1 protein-coding gene is annotated in these 991 nt (G+C 71.0%); it reads left to right on the top strand.

Features of this window, described 5'->3' with window-relative positions; translation table 11 throughout:
• Nucleotides 1-391: carbohydrate ABC transporter permease (locus tag PUR61_RS17885; protein ID WP_329879884.1), on the top strand; the 391-nt coding region annotated here is incomplete at its 5' end.
• Nucleotides 392-991: the final 600 nt, after the last annotated feature.

Below are 991 nucleotides of genomic sequence, written 5' to 3'. Positions count from 1 at the left end.
CCTGGCCAGCCCCACCGGCATCTTCCTGCTGCGCCAGCACTTCGTGACGCTGCCCGTCCAGCTCGACGAGGCCGCCGCCATCGACGGCGCCGGCCGGCTGCGCACCCTGGTGAGCATCCTGCTCCCCAACTCCTGGGCGGCACTGGGCACCGTCGCGGTGCTGAAGTTCATGTGGACCTGGGGCGAGTTCGCCTGGCCCTCGCTGGTCACAAACAACGAGATGCTGCGCACGCTGCCCGTCGGACTGGCCCAGTTCCAGAACCAGTTCGCCCCCCGCTGGGATCTCCTGATGGCCGGCTCCGTGCTGGCCGCGATCCCGGTCGTCCTCGCCTTCGTCCTCCTCCAGCGGACCTTCGTCCGCGGACTCACCGGTGGTGCGGTGAAGGAGTAGGACGAGAACCCCCCGAGTCCAGGTCGGGGGACCCGGGGCACGGGTGCGGTCGAGTGCCTGAGGGTGGCACCCGACCGCATCTGCGGGTCCACCGTCTCGCGCGCACAGCGACGCGGCGGGCACCGGCCTTCAGCTTCCACCGAAGGAGGCAGTCCCGGCCGCGCGGGAGCCGGCTCAACGTCACCTGGCGTGATCCGCGTGCGCCGCGAGTCCTGGAGCCTGCGAGGACCCGCGATCCCCGGGCCGCGGACCGGCACCGTCAGCCGTTCCGCGGCCCGGCTGCTCGTCTCGGCCGTGCGCCCACCGCCGAGCAGGCGCAGCCACATGGGACCGTCTCAGCGCTTGTCCCCTCGTGATTGCGGCCAACGTAGGTCTGCGCCGACCGGAGACAGTCAGGCAGGCGGGTCCGTGAGGCATCGGCGGACCGGTGTGCAGTCACCGTCGAGTGCTGCCGCAACAGCCCCCGTTATGTTTTTCGCGGTCCTGCAAGAGGGCCGCTGGCCTCCGGGCCCCGGCATGACTGTGTCCCCCTGTCGAAGAGATGACCTGGGGGGTGGTGTCACCGGGCCCGGAGGTGTCGTCGGAGACGCTGATGAGAGG

Origin of the sequence: Streptomyces sp. BE20, from assembly GCF_036322525.1 — a bacterium.
Lineage (GTDB): Bacteria > Actinomycetota > Actinomycetes > Streptomycetales > Streptomycetaceae > Kitasatospora.
This window is presented reverse-complemented; position numbering and strand designations above follow the sequence as displayed.